This window comes from Variovorax sp. (assembly GCF_965279555.1).
Lineage (GTDB): Bacteria > Pseudomonadota > Gammaproteobacteria > Burkholderiales > Burkholderiaceae_C > Variovorax.
In genome coordinates, this window is the sequence record NZ_OZ257247.1 from 4,517,766 (window position 1) to 4,531,468 (window position 13,703).

Here is a 13,703-nt window from a genome sequence, read left to right on the forward strand (position 1 = left end):
CTTTGCGCCCCTTTTCTTTCGTTGCCCTCCCGAACCGCACCGCCACGCCACCCCGCCCGCGCGGCCGCGGAGCCTACGGCGCCAGCAACAGCACCAGCGGCTGGCTCGGCACCGTGCGCACACCGGGGCAATTGGTGCTGTTCTGCAGCGACGTGCTGGTAAGCCGCGACGCGGGCATGCCCATCCACAGCACCGTGAAGGCACCGGTGAGATGGCGGCTCGGCCCCATCACCGTGCCCGAGGCCACGCCCAGCATCACGCCCGCGTTGTCGCCGTTGGTCATGGGAATGGTGGTGCCCAGGTTGTGCGCCGGCCCGCCCATGATGAGGATCGTGGGGCAGTTCGGAATCGCCATCGGCCCCATCGCGATGTTCGGATACGGCACCGGAATGGGCGACGGCGCGGCGGGCGTGATGCAGACATCGGGAAAGCCCATGTCGGTGCCCATCAGCTGGCAGTTGGCGAACATTTTTTCTCTCCCCTTGGCGCTTCAACCGAAGTGGATCTGCGCGCCGCGCGCCTTGATGAGCTCGCGGCCGTTGACCAGCGTGTGCTCGCCTTCGAGCCGCAGCAGTTGCTTCGCCTCGCACTCCAGGTGAGTGGCCGCCACGCGGTCGATGCCGTCGGTGGTGCGCAGGTAGTGTTTGCTGAAGTGCTGCACGCGGTCCATCACCGACGACAGCACCGAGCCGACCAGCTTGATGCCGGTGCCCACCACCGTGAGCTGGCGGCCGACGACGTCGGCGGTGTCGGTGGCGAGGCGGGTGCGCCGGGTGGCCACGTCGAGCTCTTCGGCCGCGAGCTCGAGCCGGCCGCCCTCCACGGCAATGCGCATGTTGTTGCCTTCGCAGCACACGACGTTGGTGGTGCCTTCCTCGCGCTGCAGCACGGCCATGACCCAGACTTCGTCGGGCGCGATGCGCAGGCAGGCAACGCTGTCGCCGGCGGCAGGCTCGAGCAGGCAGCTCGCCGCGCGCCGCGTGCGAAGCCGCAGGCCGCCGCTGTCGACGACGGGCGCCCCGACCTCGTCGAGGCCGAGCACGCCGACGCACCACTGGCCGGTGATGGCCTGGGCGGGCGCCGGTTTCAGGCTGCTTGTCTTCATGGGGTGTTCCTCCGTTGCTTGGCTTCGATGTGGGGTCATGCGACCAGCGGCTGCCAGCGCTCGGATTTCTCGAGCTCCGGGTCGCTCTCGATGGCGCGCGCGCGGTCGGTCATCTGCGCGTCTTGCGTGTTGGCGCCATGCAGCACGGTGCGCATCAGCGTGGCGTGGCGCAGGTCGGCGGTGCTCAGGTCCGCATGGCGGAAATCGGCATAGGTGAGTTCGGCGCCCGTGAAGTTGGCGCCGCGCAGCTTCGCGCCTGCGAAGTGCGTCTGGTACAGGTCGCAGCCCGAGAAGTTGGCCTGCGGCAGCACGGCCCCGGTGAACAGCGCCTGCCTCAGCTTCGCGCCCGAGAAGTCGCACCCGGTGCCGCCCGCCTCGCAGAAGATCGACGAGGGCGCCACCGCCTCCGCGAACTTCGCGCCGTCGAGCCGCGCGCCCTGGAAGTTGCACTGCCGCAGCATGATGCCGCTGAAGTCCGCGCCGCCCAGGTCGGTGGACGAGAACTGGCAGCCCTCCAGTTCCAGCCCCGCGAACGACATGCCCTTCAGCGAGGTCTGGAAGAACACGTTGCGCAGCATGCGCGCCCCGGTCCATGTGAGGTGAGACAGGTCGCACTCGTTCACCGTGGTGTAGTGCCAGCTGGTGTCGTCGGCGCACACGTCCAGCAGCACCGACTGGCTGAACACCGCCGAGTCGAGTTGCGCGCCGCGCAGCACCGCATGGTCGAGCCGGCACTTCGCGACAGTGGCCATGGTGAGCACGGTGCCGGCCAGTTGCGCGTGCGTCAGGTCGCATTCGGTGAACACCGCGCCGTGCAGGTTGGCCTCGCGCAGGTCGACGTGGTCGAGCAGGCAGCGGTTGAACACGGCCTTGCGAAGGTTCGCGCCCGAGACGAGCGCGCCGCGCAGGTCGCACTGGTCGAACACGGTCTCGCGCAGGTCTGCTGCGCGCAGGTCGGCTTCGGCAAGGTTGACCCTGGAGAACACGCCGCCGCCCAACGGCAGTTTCGCGAACTGGCCCTTGCGCAGGTCGAGGCCTTCCAGCGTCTCCCCGACGCCCACTGCAATGGCGAGCAGTTGGGGTGTCATGCCGCAGCCTGCTGTTCAGGAGTGAGCCGGGGCCAGGTGCGCGCGCGCTGGAGCAGTGCGCCGTCGAAGCTGGTCGAGCCGTCGAGCCGCACGCGGCTAAGGTCGGCACCGAAGAGGTTGCTGCGCCGCAGGTCGGCGCCGCGCAGGTCGGCCGACTGGAACACCGCGTCGCTGAAGTTCACGCCCGACAACAGCGCTCCGGTGCACACGCTCTTGCGCATCAGCGCGCCCTTGGCGCTGGCCAGCCGCAGGTCGGCCCCGTCGAGCCGCGCGTCGCAGAGGTTGGCGCCGTCGAGCACGGCACGCACCAGCTTCGCGCCGCGCAGGTCGGAGGCGCCGAAGTTGAAGCCGCGCAGGTCGGCCAGGCCCATCTCGGCATCGGCGAGGCTGGTGCCCTTCACGGCCACGGCACCGGCGCACTTCGCGCCCATGAGCCGGGCGGCGTCGAGCTTGCAGGTGACGAAGGTGGCGGCTGCGAGCGTGGCGTCGTGCATGTCCACGCCCGTGAGGTCGCATTCGATGAAGTTGCAGGCCGACAGGTCGGCCTCGGGCCAGCGCATGCCCTTTAGGTCGAGCTTGTGGAAGACCTGGCCCGCGAGCAGCGCGCCGGTCCAGTCCGCCTCGCCCCAGGTGGTGTCGAGCAGCCGGGCTTTCGTGAAGTTGGCGCGCCGCATCTGGGTGCCCCCGAAGGCGCAATGCGTGAGCATGGCCTGCGAGAAATCGCAGCCGTCGAACACGCCGCGCGCGAGCCGCGCCTTGCCGAGGTTGGCCTCGCGAAAGCCGGCGCCGATGGCGATGGTGCCTTCGAGGTTCGCATGCGCGAGCACCGCCCCCGAAAAAATGGCGCCCGAGAGGTTGGCATTGCTGAAGTTGGCGCTCTCCAGCCATGCGCCTTCGAAGTTCACCTCGCGCAGGTCGAGGCCGGAAAAGTCGGCACCCGTGAAATCGGCGCGCGGAAAGAGCTTGATGCCGGCCGCGATGGCGCGCGTCATCTCCGCGCGCAATGCCGCTGCCGCATCGGCCGGCATCGCAAATGCCGGCGGCTGCACGTGCGCGGACTGCAGGTAGCCCTTGCGCTGCACTTCCTCGAGTTCGCAGAGCCTGGGGAACATCGGTGTCAGGTCGACCTTGCGGGTACTGCCCGCCGCCTGCGCCTGCATCCCGGCCAGGTGCTTCTCGGCGCTGTAGAGCGGCGGCCCACGGTGCTGAACCTTGGCGAGGTCGATGCGGTGCTGCTGCGCCGCTTCCAGCGCCTTCTCGAGCACGGTCACGGCGTCTTCGACGGCGGCCCAGCCTTGCGCGTCGGCCTCTTTCATCTTCTTCTCGAGGTACGGGGGCAGCTCGTCGCCCATGGGCACCTTCTCGCGCGGCGGCATCCTGATGCCGAGCGCGTCGGGGTCCTTGCCCATTTCCACGGCCTTGTCGCGCGCGAACTCGACGTCCATCTCCGCCCGGCGGTACTGCGCCTCGCCCTGCAGGCCGTCCATGCCGAATGGTGCCTTGGCGGCTTCCACATCGGGGTCGAGCGTGCCGATGCCTTCGGGTAGCAGGTCGCTGTCGATGATGGCGTAGACGGGGCCCATCTTCGGGTCGGCGCGCCTGGCGGCGGCTTCGAGGTAGTGCGCGTCGCTGCGCGGCTCGCCGGTGCGCTCTACCGCGCCCATCAGGCTGGCCACGTCTGAGCCGTCGTCGGTACCGACTTCGGCCAGCCCCTGGAAGATCGCGATGCAGCGCTCCGCGTGCGGGAAGAACCACACGGTGGTCAGCCGCAGCGGCACCTCGCGCACCTTGGGCTCGCTGCTGCCGGCAATCCTGTAGCCGACGAACACGCGCGCGCGCAGGCCCGGCAGGCGGCCTTCGATGCGCGGCTTTTGCGGGTGCATGTTGTCGAAGGCGAAAGGCTCGTCGCCGGCGAGCGGCGCGGCCATCCACTGGTCGGGAGGCGCGAGGTTGAAGTAGCGCCAGTCGGTGTCGGGCGCAAAGCCCGGTGCATGCAGCTTCAGGTAGTCGGCGTCGTAGGTGCCGCGGTATTGCGCGCGCTGCGGATGCATCAGGTCGAGCGCACCGAAGCCGGCAGGCGCAATGGCCTGGTCGGGCCGCAGAAGACGGTCTTGCGGCAACTCGATGTTCGGCAGCCACAGCACGCCGTCGCGCGCCTGCCGGCCCCGGCCTTGCGGGTTCTGCGCGAAATCGGCGCCGCCGTATGCGGCGGCCCAGTCGAGCGGCAGCGACTCGAAGGGCCGCGGCGCGCTGGCGCGCGTGCCCTCCCAGTGCCGCTCGCCGAAGACCAGCAGGGTCTTCTCGCATGCGCCGAAGCGCGCGCGCACCGCGCAGGCATCGGGCCGGCCGGGCGGCGCGAAGGCCTTGCCGTGCACCAGGAACTCGGGGGTGAGCTTGGCAACGCCTTCGTCGATCAGCGGCTGCGCCATTTCCTTGGCAAGAAAAGACCACATCGACTGCTCGGCCCACAGCGTGCCGCGCTCGCCCTGCGCGAAAGGCAGGTGCAGGTACGCGCTGACGCTGAGTCCGAACCGCTTGCGGAACTCGATGGGCCGCGTCGAGAGGCCGAGCGCTTGAGGCTTGAGGACTTGCATTCGGCGCCCCGGCTAGTCGTCTTCGGGCTCGCGCTCCGCGGGCGGGCGGGCCGAGCCGTCGGGCTCGACGGCGTTGTTGACCTTGCCCAGGTCGGCGGTGCCGCCGGGGTCGCTGGAAAAGACCTCCGCGATCGGCAGCCCCAGCCCCATGATCGGCACCAGCCCGAGAATGGCGTCGACGCGCCGGTTGCTGGCCTTGCCCGCCAGCGACCGCAGCCGGTCTTCCAGGCTGTGCAGGCCTTCGGCATGCGCATCGTCGGCGGCCTTGCCCAGGGCCTCGGCCGCATCGGCGTACTGCTTGAGCGTGGCGCCGATGTCGACGTAGGCCGAGGCGGCGCCCGCCACTGCGGCCAGTCCGCCGGCCACCGCTGCTGCCCCGGCGCCAGCGCCGCCGGCGCCCGGCGTGAAGGTGTGCAGCGCCGATTGCTTGACATCCATCGCCACCGCCGCGATGTCGGGTGCCGCGCAGTTGGTCAGCTTCACGCCCGCCGTGTTCTCGATGTTCACGCCCAGCACGTTGGCCATGGCCAGCGCCAGCGCGTTCTCGATGCTCATGCCGATGAAGGTCGAGCGGGTCACGCCCATGTTGGCTTCGCTGTTGGTGCCGATGTAGCCGCTCGAATTGGAGCCCAGCACCGTGGTGTTGGAGCCGATGGAGGTGGCGTTGATGTCGCCCACCGCCATCATCTCGATCTTGGTGTTGCTCACCAGCTTGATCTTGTCGGCCATCAGCCCCAGCGGGCCGCTGGGCACGGTGATGTACTTGGAGCTCGCGCCCGTCACCAGCCAGTCGATGTGGCCGGCCTCGAAGCTCATCTTCGCGGCCTTGTACGTCAGGTTCCCGCTGACGGTGATGGTCTGGTTGCCGGTCACGTTGCGGGTTTCTCCGGCGCGCGAGGTGTCGGTGCGCGCGCCGGTCACGTCGCTCAGGCTGGTGCCCGTGACCATGGTCTTGTCGTCGGCGTCGACGAAGGTGGTGCGGTTGCCCACCACCTGGTTGTTCTGGTTGCCCTTGACGGTGTTCTTCTGGTCGACCACCACCATGTTGGTGTCGTTGCGCGTGACGGTGCTCTTGCGGTCGCGGTCGACCAGGCTGGTCTGGTCGCGCTTGACGGTGACGCTCTGGTCGCGGTCGATGGTGGTCGAGTCGTCGCGCTCCACGCTGCGGCTCATGTCGAGCTCGGCATGGATGTTGATGTTCTCCTCGCCTTTCTTGTCCTCGAACATGATCTCGTTGTAGTTCGCGGGACCGCCGCCGGGCGTGGAGCGGGTCTTGAAGCCGCTCTGCGTGGGCGACTTGTAAGGAATGGGCTGCTCGTCGTTGTAGACGCGCCCGACGATGACCGGCCGGTCGGGGTCGCCGTTGAGAAAGTCGACGATCACCTCCTGCCCGATGCGCGGAATGAAATAGCCGCCCCAGCCCTTGCCGCCCCAGGGCTGCGACACGCGCACCCAGCAGGTCGACTTCTCGTTGCTCTCGTCGTAGCGGTCCCAGTGGAAGTGCACCTTCACGCGGCCGTGGTCGTCCACGTGCAGCTCGTCGCCCTTGGGACCGACCACGATGGCGGTCTGCGGGCCCGGCATGACCGGGCGCGGCGTGAGGCGCGGCGCGCGGAACGGCCGCTCGGCAGGCATCACGGTGAGCAGGAAGGCGCTGGCGCCGGTCTGTCCGGCCGCCATTGCGGGCGTGGCGGCGATCAGGTCTTCGAGCACCTGCAGCGTGTCGGCGTTGACGGCGTCGTCGCGCAGCACCTCGGCCAGCGCCGCCTGCACCGGCCGCGCGGCCGACCCCGCGCTCACGCCCTCGTAGCCGCGATGGCTGGCGACGAAGGTGCAGGCGGCAATGATGTAGTCGCCGTTGCGCGTGCCGTCGGGGTCGCCCTCGAACTTGAAGCTGCGGCCGGCGGCGGCGTCGGGCCACGGCGTCAGCGCCCAGTGGCGATCGCGGCGCGCATTGAGTTCGTCGCCGCGCAGCTTGGCGCGGCTCTCCCCGTCGTCGCCGGTGAAGTAGCCGCCGGGGAACTCGAACATTTCGAGCGTGGCCAGTTCGTGTTCGTCCGACGCATCGATGTCGGCACCGAGCTTTTTCTTGATGGCCTTGAAGTCGCTGTCGCGCGACGCATGCTTGCCGGTGTCGAACTGCCGCCCGCTCACCCAGCGCGACACTTCGTTGAAGCGCGCCTCGGCCGCGTCGGTGGCCATGTGGTGCAGTGTGTCGTTGGCGGGCAGTTTCTCGTGGGCGATGTCGCTGGCGTCCGACAGGTGCATGGTGCCGGGGGCATCGTGCGCATCGAACCAGTAGTACACACCCTCGTCCTCCAGCAGGCGCGAGAGAAAGCCGTAGTCGCTTTCCTGGTGCTGCACGCAGTAGCGGCGGGGGTTGTGCGTGCCGATGACGTTGTCGGCCCTGGTTTTCTTGAAGCGCTTGATGGGGCTGTCCTCGAACACGGCATCGAGCACTTCGAGCACTTTCTTTTCCTGCAGGATGCGCGAGTTCCTGCGCTTGGTGAGCAGCCAGAACCAGGAGCGCAGCGCGATGCGGTATTCGTAGTGGCGTCCCACGTGGCCCGTGCGCACGAAGCGCACGGCATGGCCCTGGCAGTGGCGCTCGTGGGTGCCGCCGTCCGCGTCCTTGAATTCGATGACCACGTCGAATGCGCGCCCGAGGATGTCCTTGGCGTCGATGGCCTTGTTCTTCGACAGCACCGTGAGTTCGTAGGCCGACGGGCGCGCCAGCGCTTCATGGCCGACGATGCGCCAGAACATCAGGTCGTCCTTGGCGGGGGAGTCGGTCTCTATGCGGAACTCGTTGTCGGCCATCTTTTTCTCTTTTTGTCTTTTAAAGCGCTTGTTTCGGGGCGCGTGCGCAGGGCACCGGGTACTCCCCTCCGCGAATGTCCCCCGGGCTTCGCCCTCCTCCTTTATTTCGCTGCGGGGAGCACCCGGCGCCCTGTGCACAACGAGCGCTGCCGTTGTGCCGTTCGATCAACGAGTGCGCTGTACAACGATCACGCCGACGGGGTGCCTTGCGCAGCGAAATAAAGGAGGAGCCCGAAGGGCGGGGGACATTCGCGGAGCAAGGTACCCCGTCGGCGTGATCGCGCCCCGAACAACCAGCCCCCAATACTGAAAAGCAGATAGTCATTTCAGTCAAAGGCATAAGTGAAGTCAGCGTCCTTCACATCCAGCGCCACTCGCCGGATCTCCCCACCCGATGCCAGCCGCTGCAGGTACTCCACGGAGATCGTCGGCAAAACGGTATTGGTGAGGATCGCGTCGATCACCCGCCCGCCCGACTCCGGGTCCTGGCAACGCGCCACCACCTGGTCGACCACCGCGTCGCTGTAGTCGAACGGCACGCCGTGGTTGGCTTCCACGCGCTTCTTGATGCGGCCCAGCTGCAGCCGCACGATCTTCTTCATCATGTCCGGCGACAGCGGGTAATAGGGAATGGTGACGATGCGCCCCAGCAGCGCGGGCGGAAACACCTTCATCAGCGGCGTCTTCAGCGCATCTGCCAGCGCGTTGGAATCGGGCAGCAGCTCGGGGTCGCGGCACATACTCATCACCAGTTCGCTGCCGGCGTTGGTGGTCAGCAGGATGATGGTGTTCTTGAAATCGATCATGCGGCCCTCGCCGTCTTCCATCCATCCCTTGTCGAACACCTGGAAGAAGATCTCGTGCACGTCGGGGTGGGCCTTCTCCACCTCGTCGAGCAGCACCACGCTGTAGGGCCGGCGGCGCACCGCCTCGGTCAGGATGCCGCCCTCGCCGTAGCCCACATAGCCCGGAGGCGCACCCTTGAGCGTGGAGACGGTGTGCGCCTCCTGGAACTCGCTCATGTTGATGGTGATGATGTTCTGCTCGCCGCCGTACAGCGCCTCGGCCAGCGCCAGCGCGGTCTCGGTCTTGCCGACGCCGGAGGTGCCGCACAGCATGAACACGCCGATGGGCTTCTGCGGGTTGTCCAGCCGCGCGCGCGAAGTCTGGATGCGGCGCGCGATCATTTCCAGCCCGTGCTTCTGTCCGATGACGCGCTGGTTGAGCGTGTCGGCGAGCTTGAGCACCGCCTCGACTTCGTTCTTGACCATGCGGCCGACGGGAATGCCGGTCCAGTCGGCAACGACCGAGGCCACGGCCTGTTCGTCGACCGAAGGCAGGATGAGCGGGCTTTCGCCCTGCACGGATTGGATCTTCGCCTGCAATTCATGCAGCTCCGCGAGCAGCGCCGCCCGGTCTTCGCTCCCTCCCCCGCTGGGGGAGGACTGGGGCGGGGACACGTCGGCCTTCGCATCGCCCCCGGAACTCGGACCATCCACCGGCTTGCTCCCCGCACGCAGCTTCGCACGCAGCTCCAGCAGCCGATCGACCAGCCCCTTCTCTTCCTTCCAGCGCGCGTTCAGCGCGTCGAGCTGCACTTTCGACTCGGCCAGCAGCGCGGCAACCTGCGTCGCCCGCTTCGTCACATCGATGCCGATGGCCTCTTCGCGGCCGATGATCTCCTGCTCGACCGTGAGCCCCTCGATGCGGCGCATGCAGTCTTCCACCTCGGGCGGCGTCGCGTGCTGCGACACGGCCACGCGCGCGCAAGCGGTGTCGAGCAGGCTCACGGCCTTGTCGGGCAACTGGCGCGCGGGAATGTAGCGGTGGCTCAGCTTCACAGCAGCCTCGATGGCTTCATCGAGCAACTGCACGCGGTGATGCTTCTCCAGCACGCTGGCCACGCCGCGCAACATGAGGATGGCCTTGGTCTCGTCGGGCTCGGGCACCTGCACCACCTGGAAGCGCCGCGTGAGTGCCGGGTCTTTCTCGATGTACTTCTTGTACTCCGCCCAGGTGGTGGCGCCGATGGTGCGCAGGTTGCCGCGCGCAAGCGCGGGCTTCAGCAGGTTGGCCGCGTCGCCGGTGCCGGCTGCGCCGCCCGCCCCCACCAGCGTGTGGATCTCGTCGATGAACAGGATGATGGGCGTGGGTGAACTCTGCACCTCGTCGATCACCTGGCGCAGCCGTTGTTCGAACTCGCCCTTCATGCTCGCGCCGGCCTGCAGCAGGCCGATGTCGAGCGTGAGCAGCTTCACGTCTTTCAACTGCGGCGGCACGTCGCCGCGCGCCAGGCGCTGCGCGAAGCCTTCGACCACCGCCGTCTTGCCCACGCCGGCCTCGCCGGTGAGCAGCGGATTGTTCTGGCGGCGGCGCATTAGGATGTCGACGATCTGGCGGATCTCTTCGTCGCGGCCCGTCACCGGGTCCATCTCGCCCTTCTTGGCCTTCTCGGTGAGGTCGACCGCGAACTTCTTCAGCGCATCGCCCTTGCCCATGGCGGCCGGCGCCATCGCGCCCGAGTCTTCGCCCGGCGCGCCGCTGCCAATGCCGGTGCCGTCCTGCGCGCGCATCTGCGATTCGGGCGATGCATCGCAGATCTTCGCGAAGTTGTCGGCCAGGTCCTCGACCTTCACTTTCTCGAATTGCTTCGAGAGGCCGAACAGCGGGTTGCGCAGGCTCTGCGTCTTGAGCATGCCGACCAGGATGTAGCCGGTGCGCACCTGCGCCTCGCCGAACTGCAGCGTGGCATAGGTCCACGCGCGCTCGATGGCGTTTTCGATGTGCGGCGAAAAGTCGCTGATGGCGGTGGCGCCGCGCGGCAGGCGGTCGAGCGCGACGGTCATGTCCTTGGCGATGACCGACACGTCGAGCCCGTAGTGCTGGATCACGCGGTGCAGGTCGGAGTCCTGCGCCTGCAGCAGCTGCGCGAACCAGTGCTCCAGCTCCACGTAGGGGTTGCCGCGCATCTTGCAGAACACGGTGGCGCCCTCGATGGCCTTGTAGGCCAGCGAATTGAGCTTGCCGAAAAGTGCGGTGCGGCTGATTTCACTCATGGGGAACTCCGTATCTCTTCTGAACGAATGAAGATGGGTTTATTGAAAGACGCGCTGGCTGCTGCCGATGCGCACGTCCGCCGCATCCTTTGACCGGGCGGAATGCCCGAGCCAAGACACCCAGCCGAGGCGCGGGCCGTTGCCCTTCGCTTCGCCCAGGCGCGTGGCGGGCACCTGCTGCTTCTCGAGCACCAGTTCGGCGTCCCACTCGAGCTCGTCGCCGAGCAGTTGCTGCATCCAGCGCTGCAGCACCGGACGCGCATCGCCGGTCGGCAGGAACATGCGGTACTGCGCCAGCGTGAGCGGGCCCACGTGCAGCCGCACGCGGTGCTGCCGGTCCCACGCGCGGGTGCCCAGCATCGCGCCCATGCCCATCGAGCGCGAGCTCTCGCCCTGCCCCAGCCGCGTGAGTTCTCCGGCCGGCAGGCTCATCCAGTGGCCGACCCAGCGCTCCAGTTTCACCGGCACGCCGAAGTAGCTGCACAGCACCGACTCCACACTCTCCACGTTGTGCACGCGCCGCGCGAGCCAGCCCGAAAAATGCAGCCGCGCGTCGTCATGAATCTCGTCGCGCCCCACGCGCCCCGGCGTGCCGATGCCGACCAGCGCGCCCACCTGCAGCCGGAAGCGGTCTTCACCCGGACGGTCCAGCGCCACGGCCGGCCGCGACTGCGCCCATGCGCGGTAGAAGTGCAGCGAGAAGCGGTGCGAAAAACTGTCGAGGAACGCCAGCCACGTCGGGTCGCCATGGTTCAGGCTGCGCTCGCGGATGAAGTCGCTCAGGTGCACCGGCAGCGGCCCGTTGGGCCCGATGTAGCCGAAGAACTGCTGGCGCAGCCGCGGCGGCGAATGCGCGGTAGCGGGCTCGAAGCGGCTGAAGCTCGCGGGCGCGAACGACAGCGACGGCTCCTGCCCCACGCGCACCGGCTCCGCGCCGGGCAGCAATGCACGGCCCCAGCGCGGCGTGGTCTTCGCGACCGACTCCAGCCGGCGCATCACGGCGAAGTAGTCGAAGGCCCACGGCTCGGCCGACCACTCGCGCAGCGCGGCATCGACGCGCATGCTCACAGGATCTGTCGCGTCCCGCACAGTGGCCTCCAGCGCATGGTCTCGCCCTTGCCCGCTATGCGCAGCACGGTCTCGACGAAGTGATTGACCTCCACATGGCGCGCCAGAAAGCGCGCGAGCACGGCACCGAACAGGAACACGCTGTGACCGTGAAAGGCGTCCTTGTCGACCTCGAGCGTCACCTCCAGCCCGCGGCCGAAGGCGATCGGCCCCTTCAGCGGCAGGCGCCGTGCCACGGGCTTGCTCTTGACCGACAGCAGGCCGCGCACCTGGCCCTGGCGCATTTCGTCGGCATGCACCGCATAGAGCATCAGCGTTTCGCGCAGCGCGGCGGCGCCCTGCTGGGGCGTGCTGTCGGACAGCGACAGGTAGTTGATCGCAAGGTGGTCGACCACGCGCCAGCCCAGCCCCTGGCTCACCACCGGCGACACCGGCCGCGAAGGTCCGCGCACCATGCGCACGCGCTGCACGGGAAAGGAATCGACGCAGTCGAAGTCGTTGTCGCGGCCCAGCGGCATCAGCAGGGGCAGGTCGCGGTTGGTGCACAGCGCCGTCACCGCGAGCTGCCGCAGCGCGGCCGAGTACGGCGCCTGCTGCGGATCGACGATCTGCATGTAGACCTCGGAGCCGATGTGGCTGCTGCGGTTGCCTTCGGTGCGCTGCCGCACCGACAGCATGCGCGGCTCGCGCGTGGTCGTGAAGTAGGCGGGGTGGCTGAGCCGGCTGCCGTGGAAGGCCGAGTAGAACGGGCGGAACGGCTGCTCGGCCGCCGCTGCTTCGGCGCCGGGCGCGCCGTGGCCGATGACTTCGGTGACGGTGTGCACCTCGAAGTCCTGCGGCCGCGTGCGGTCGGGCACCAGGTGGAACTGGCTCACGCCTTCGGTGAGGGCCACGCGATCCAGCCGCTTGGTGAACAGGTTGATGGCCGGCACGCAGTGCAGCTGCACGTTGTCGGCGCTCACCAGCTTCTCGAGCGCCGCATCGCCGCGCGAGAACAGCAGCACGATCTCCACGTCGGCCACCGGCATCGCGGCCAGCACGTCCTTCAGGCCGCCGATGCGCGCGAACTGGAAGCGCTGTGGAAAGGCGAAGTACTCCTGCAGCAACCGAAAACCCGAGAAGCCGGTGGCCGTGGCGGGCAGCAGTGCTTCGTCTTCCTCGAAGCCGACCGCGCCGATGGCGCTGGCCGGCAGGCTCTGCGCCGCGCCCTGCAATGCACCGGATGGCGACAGCGGGCGCACCAGCACGCCCACCGGCTGGCCCAGCGCGCATTCGTGCAGTTGCCAGGCCACGTCTTCCGCGCCGCTGAAATGCAGCACCAGTTCGTCGAGCGCGATCTGGTCGAAGTTGAGCCCCGCCGTTGCATGCAGCGCGATGCGCAGGCCGCCGCGAATGGCGCGCGACTGCGGATGCGTGTTGAGCGGCAGGTCGGGCGCATAGGTGAAGTACTGCGCGCGCTGCACCTCGATCGGCCACACGCGCAGCGCGCTCGCGGTGCGGAACTCGCAGTGCGTGTTCTGCCCCACGGCCTGCCGCGCACGCAGTCCACTGCCGCGCGGCAATGTGGGGCCGTTGGCAAGGTTCGCATCGTCGGGGTCGGGCACGAAAGACACGACCACCATCGCCGGCGTAGGCGCAAGAAAGTGCGGATAGACGATGTCGAGCAGATGGCCGGTGAAACGCGGGTACTCGGCATCGAGCTTCAGCCCCACGCGCGCCGACAGGAATGCGGTGGCCTCGATGAGCCGCTCCACGTACGGGTCGGCCACTTCCTGGCCCTCGATGCCAAGTCGATGCGCAATCTTTGGAAATGCCCGCGCGAACTCGGAAGCGCTTTCGCGGAAGTAGCGCAGCTCCTGTTCGTACAGGCTCAGCAGCCGAGGGTCCATGTGCGTTACTCCCGGAAGGCGGCCGCCGCCGGGCCGCCCCAAGGCGAGCCGCGCCTCCCCCTCGGGGGGTGGCGAATTACACG

Annotated in this window: 8 protein-coding genes; all 8 read right to left on the bottom strand. The window is 68.3% G+C overall.

The window, feature by feature from the left end; translation table 11 throughout:
- Window positions 1-73 precede the first annotated feature (73 nt).
- Entirely contained in the window at window positions 74-469 is a 396-nt protein-coding gene (locus ACQY8B_RS21225) for a DUF4150 domain-containing protein (RefSeq protein ID WP_081268481.1), read from the bottom strand.
- 21 nt (window positions 470-490) lie between these two features.
- Window positions 491-1,105 carry a DUF3540 domain-containing protein gene (locus ACQY8B_RS21230; protein WP_422088510.1) on the bottom strand — a complete coding sequence of 205 codons (615 nt, stop codon included), beginning with the start codon at window positions 1,103-1,105 and terminating at the stop codon, window positions 491-493.
- Between the two features lie 35 nt (window positions 1,106-1,140).
- On the bottom strand, window positions 1,141-2,193 hold the full coding sequence (locus ACQY8B_RS21235; RefSeq protein ID WP_422088511.1) for a pentapeptide repeat-containing protein: 1,053 nt from the start codon (window positions 2,191-2,193) through the stop codon (window positions 1,141-1,143).
- The gene (locus ACQY8B_RS21240; protein WP_422088512.1) at window positions 2,190-4,787 is read right to left on the bottom strand and encodes a DUF2169 family type VI secretion system accessory protein; all 2,598 of its coding nucleotides are present in this window, start codon (window positions 4,785-4,787) and stop codon (window positions 2,190-2,192) included. Before ACQY8B_RS21240 ends, ACQY8B_RS21235 begins: the two co-directional genes overlap by 4 nt.
- Before the next feature lie 12 nt (window positions 4,788-4,799).
- Window positions 4,800-7,607, bottom strand: a complete 2,808-nt coding sequence (locus ACQY8B_RS21245) for a type VI secretion system Vgr family protein (RefSeq protein ID WP_422088513.1) — start codon at window positions 7,605-7,607, stop codon at window positions 4,800-4,802.
- Between the two features lie 326 nt (window positions 7,608-7,933).
- Window positions 7,934-10,663: a type VI secretion system ATPase TssH gene (gene tssH / locus ACQY8B_RS21250; protein WP_422088514.1), complete on the bottom strand. Its 2,730-nt coding sequence runs from the start codon at window positions 10,661-10,663 to the stop codon at window positions 7,934-7,936.
- A 39-nt stretch (window positions 10,664-10,702) separates the two neighbouring features.
- Window positions 10,703-11,725 (bottom strand): type VI secretion system baseplate subunit TssG, encoded by a 1,023-nt coding sequence (gene tssG / locus ACQY8B_RS21255; protein WP_422089089.1) that lies wholly within the window; start codon window positions 11,723-11,725, stop codon window positions 10,703-10,705.
- 2 nt (window positions 11,726-11,727) lie between these two features.
- Window positions 11,728-13,620, bottom strand: coding sequence for a type VI secretion system baseplate subunit TssF (tssF, locus tag ACQY8B_RS21260; RefSeq protein ID WP_422088515.1), 1,893 nt, complete (start codon window positions 13,618-13,620; stop codon window positions 11,728-11,730).
- Window positions 13,621-13,703 lie beyond the last annotated feature (83 nt).

Coding starts and splice junctions, on each gene's coding strand:
- ACQY8B_RS21225 (WP_081268481.1), bottom strand. CDS start 469: ATGTTCGCCAACTGCCAGCTGATGGGCACCGACATGGGCTTTCCCGAT.
- ACQY8B_RS21230 (WP_422088510.1), bottom strand. CDS start 1,105: ATGAAGACAAGCAGCCTGAAACCGGCGCCCGCCCAGGCCATCACCGGC.
- ACQY8B_RS21235 (WP_422088511.1), bottom strand. CDS start 2,193: ATGACACCCCAACTGCTCGCCATTGCAGTGGGCGTCGGGGAGACGCTG.
- ACQY8B_RS21240 (WP_422088512.1), bottom strand. CDS start 4,787: ATGCAAGTCCTCAAGCCTCAAGCGCTCGGCCTCTCGACGCGGCCCATC.
- ACQY8B_RS21245 (WP_422088513.1), bottom strand. CDS start 7,607: ATGGCCGACAACGAGTTCCGCATAGAGACCGACTCCCCCGCCAAGGAC.
- tssH (WP_422088514.1), bottom strand. CDS start 10,663: ATGAGTGAAATCAGCCGCACCGCACTTTTCGGCAAGCTCAATTCGCTG.
- tssG (WP_422089089.1), bottom strand. CDS start 11,725: ATGCGCGTCGATGCCGCGCTGCGCGAGTGGTCGGCCGAGCCGTGGGCC.
- tssF (WP_422088515.1), bottom strand. CDS start 13,620: ATGGACCCTCGGCTGCTGAGCCTGTACGAACAGGAGCTGCGCTACTTC.